Source organism: Candidatus Sordicultor fermentans, assembly GCF_012728195.1.
Taxonomy (GTDB): Bacteria; Atribacterota; Atribacteria; order Atribacterales; family Caldatribacteriaceae; genus Sordicultor; species Sordicultor fermentans.
In genome coordinates this window covers 1-3,981 of the sequence record NZ_JAAYFP010000218.1, presented here as the reverse complement: position 1 = coordinate 3,981, position 3,981 = coordinate 1, and the positions used below count along the sequence as shown (strand labels likewise).

The window sequence follows — 3,981 nt, the reverse complement described above, 5'->3', positions numbered from 1 at the left end:
GGGGTGACGAAAAAGGCAATAGAACCATTCAGGAACAACGGGCAAGGTGATGATAGAAGCATTCAGGGGCAGGCTAAAAACGGCTCGGAAGTCGCCGGGGTGACGAAAAAGGCAATAGAACCATTCAGGGGTGACGAGCAAGGTGCTTTCCCTCCATGTTATTTTTTATCTTTTTCTTTTGTCTTTTTGTATTTTCGTTTTTCAGGGGGTTTATGAGGGGGCGCTGCCCCCTTTATAGTCGATTCACCCTAACCTCTCCCGTCGAGGGCTTCTCTTTTTGTCATGCCTGAAATCTTTTATCAGGCATCCAGAAGTTTTTGCTTTTTCTTTGGTATTTAAATGCTGTGGACCCCTGATAAATATACTCAGGGGTGACGACCTCCTCCCTCCGTCATTCCCGAAATCTTTTATCGGGAATCCAAAGGTTTTAAATACTTCTGGACCCCGGCTTAAAAATTGCCGGGGTGACGAAAAAGGCAATAGAACCATTCAGGAACAACGGGCAAGGTGATGATAGAACCATTCAGGGGCAGGCTAAAAACGGCTCGGAAGTCGCCGGGGTAACAAAAAAGAAAGGAGCTCATAAGGGGGAAATGTTCTCCTTTATACTGGGAAATCTTTTCTTCCCAGCAGTCTTTGTTTTTTTATGTTTCTTTGTATTTTTTCTTTTAGCTTTTTAAAGGGGGTTGTGGGTGGTTTCCCCCTATTGTCAGGTTCATGAGGGGGAAATCTTTCCCCTTTGTACTGGTGGAGCGTTTTCCACTAGTGGTCTTTGCTGTTTATGTTTTTTTTGGTCTCATGCTGCAGGCTGTCTATGGAAATCCACCTAAACGGTCATTACAGGCTTGTAGCGTCAACGCGTGGCAATCTTTCTTTTTCCTGTTCTGGGTGGACTCAAAAGAAGAGATTACCACGTCGCTTACTCTTTGCAAGGGAGACGGTTCGCGAAGAGGCGATGCTCCTTTTTTGTCCGGGGTGGCTCATCGAGCTTTTACATGCTAAAATGATAATTACACAAAAGCAAAAAAGGAGATAGTTTATGGGAGGAATTTGTGATATAGGCATAGTGGGTTTGGCAGTAATGGGGCAAAATTTGGCTTTAAACATGGCTCGCAAGGGTTTTAACGTGGCGGTATTTAACCGCACTGCAAGCAGAACCCAGGATTTTATGAAAGAAAGAGTAAAAGACGAGACTATATTTCCTGCTTATGAGGTGGAAGAATTTCTCTCTCTTCTTGCCCCTCCTCGCCGGGTGATGCTCATGGTGAAAGCCGGGCAACCGGTGGATGATTTCATTCAGTTGTTTGCTCCTCATCTTTCCTCAGGAGACCTTATAATGGATGGAGGAAATTCTTACTATCGGGATACCGACCGCCGCATAAAGGAGGCTGAAGATAAAGGCTTCCTCTATTTGGGGGTGGGAATAAGCGGAGGAGAGTATGGAGCCCTGCATGGACCATCTATTATGCCCGGAGGACACCAGGAAGGGTATCTTATGGTTAAAGATATATTGGAAAAAGCGGCAGCCCAGGCGGAAGATGGCCCTTGCTGCACTTATTTAGGCCCGGGCTCGGCAGGGCACTTTGTAAAAATGGTGCACAATGGCATTGAATATGCTTTTATGCAAAGCATTGCGGAATGCTATCATCTCCTGCGAGAGGTAGAGAAGCTCCCTGCTCCCTCTATCGGCCAGATTTTTGAAGAATGGAACAAAAGTGAAGATTTGAACTCCTATCTTGTGGAAATAACAGCTCAAGTTTTGCAATATATAGACCCCGATACCGGCAAGCCTCTCGTAGATTTAATTTTAGACCAGGCAGAGCAGAAAGGAACGGGTAAATGGGCTTCTCAGGTAGCCCTGGATTTAGGAATACCCACCCCAACCATCAACCAATCGGTAATCGCTCGAAACCTGTCTTCCTTCAAAGAAGAGAGAAAAAGAATAAGCGCTCTTTTCCCCAGAGAAGAAGCAGAAAAAAGCGATGCCCTTTCTCTGCATCTGGAAAAAGCTCTTTTTCTCTCGGAGCTCGCAGCTTTTTGCGAAGGTTTCCATATGCTGCAAGAAGCCAGTTCGGAATTTTCTTATAATCTTAATCTATCGGAAGTTGCCCGTATCTGGAAAGGAGGGTGCATCCTTCAGGCTCGTCTTTTGAACCGAATTCAAGAGGCGCTTAAAGAAGAACCTGGTTTGCTTTTTACCTCTCCCTTGTTTCTGGAAAAAGTTAAGGACTATTTACCGTCTTTGCGGCAAGCTTGCACTCTTGCTCTCCGGGGGGGAATTCCTGTCCCTGCTCTTTCTGCCTCTCTTTCCTATTTTGATAGCTGGAAAAGGGAGTGGTTGCCAGCCAACCTCACTCAAGCCCAGAGAGACTTTTTTGGTGCTCACACTTACCGCAGAATAGACCGGGAAGGTGTTTTTCATACTATCTGGCAAAAGGAGGAAAAGGAATGATTTTATTAGAAAAAGGAGATGCCCATAGCGCTCTTTCTTCCAGAGAAATAGAGGAGAGCTTGCTTCCTGTTCTCTCTTCTCTTCCTCTCGAGAACAAGAAAGTTTTAGTGATTATCCCCGATTCTACTCGCACTGTTCCCATGAAGATCCTCTTTAATGTTTTAGAGAAAGCTCTTTCGGAAAAAGTGAAAAAGCTCGATTTTATGATTGCTCTGGGGACTCATCCTCCTATGAGCGATGAAGAGCTAAAGCGACACCTGGGAGTTACCTATCGGGAGGCCGAAGAACGGGGGATACAGGTTTTCAATCATCGCTGGGATAAAAAGGAAAACCTCCAGGAAATAGGAGTTCTCTCCTCACAAGAGATGGAAGAAATTTCTTCTTCCCTCATTAAAGAAGCTGTGCCAGTAACAATTAATAAAAACATTTTTAACTACGATGAGCTAATCATTGTTGGCCCGGTTTTCCCTCATGAAGTGGTGGGGTTTTCCGGAGGGTATAAATATCTTTTCCCGGGCATTGCCGGAGAAGAGATAACCCACAAGTTTCACTGGTTTTCTGCTCTTATCACCAATCCTAAAGTTATCGGACACAAAGACACTCCAGTGAGGGAAATTTTAAATCGTGCTGCTCGCTTCATTCCCCATCCCATCACCCTGGTTTCCCTGGTGATGAAGGGAGAAGAGGTTTGTGGATTATTTGTAGGTGATGCGCAAGAAGCCTGGTCTCGAGCAGCTGATTTGTCATCTCAAGTAAATATAGTATATAAAGATAGGCCTTTTTCTACGGTTATCTCTATTGCTCCTCCCCTTTACCAGGAGCTGTGGGTAGGGGGAAAGTGTATGTATAAGCTGGAGCCGGTGGTAGCTGATGGAGGGAAGCTCATAATATACGCTCCCCAGATTAAGGAGATTTCCGTAACTCATGGGAAATATCTCCGGGAAGTGGGTTACCATACCCGGGATTTCTTTCTGGCTCAGTGGGAAAAATATCGCCACTATCCCGGGGCAGTTTTGGCTCATTCCACCCACGTTAAGGGGATTGGGAAATACATCAACGGTCAGGAATACCCCCGCATCGAGGTAATACTGGCTACAGGTATCCCCAAGGATGTATGTGAGGAGATAAATTTAGGCTACCTCGACTATCGCACTCTCCGCTTGGAAGACCTTGCCGGTCGGGAGGAAGAAGGGATTTTAGTAGTACCTCGAGCAGGAGAGATGCTCTATAAGCTCTCTGATGGCACCGTTCCCGATATAGATAAGCTGTGAGCAGTTTGTCGCCAACAACAGCAGGGCGCTTTCCTTTCTCTTTGGTTCTGCGATGATAGAAGGGTCATAGGGGGTATTCTCTGCTGAGGGGAAAAGCATCTCTCAGCAGACTTCTTCTTTTTGCTTAAGTTTTTAATTTTTCTCTTTCGGAGATTATAAGGGGGGCGCCGCCCCCCTTATAGTTGATTCACTCTAACCCTCTCCCCGCAAGCTCTCTAAACCGTCCCCCTCACTCCGAGGGCCTCTCTTTTCGTCGTG

General features: G+C 45.9%; 3 protein-coding genes. All 3 read left to right on the top strand.

What is annotated here, in order from left to right:
* On the top strand, window positions 1-216 hold a 216-nt coding region (locus tag GXZ17_RS10620), incomplete at its 5' end, for a hypothetical protein (RefSeq protein ID WP_409377256.1).
* An 823-nt stretch (window positions 217-1,039) separates the two neighbouring features.
* Entirely contained in the window at window positions 1,040-2,452 is a 1,413-nt protein-coding gene (gene gndA / locus GXZ17_RS10615; protein ID WP_409377255.1) for an NADP-dependent phosphogluconate dehydrogenase, read from the top strand.
* The gene (locus GXZ17_RS10610) at window positions 2,449-3,723 is read left to right on the top strand and encodes a lactate racemase domain-containing protein (RefSeq protein WP_409377254.1); all 1,275 of its coding nucleotides are present in this window, start codon (window positions 2,449-2,451) and stop codon (window positions 3,721-3,723) included. The genes gndA and GXZ17_RS10610 overlap by 4 nt, the downstream gene beginning before the upstream one ends.
* Window positions 3,724-3,981 lie beyond the last annotated feature (258 nt).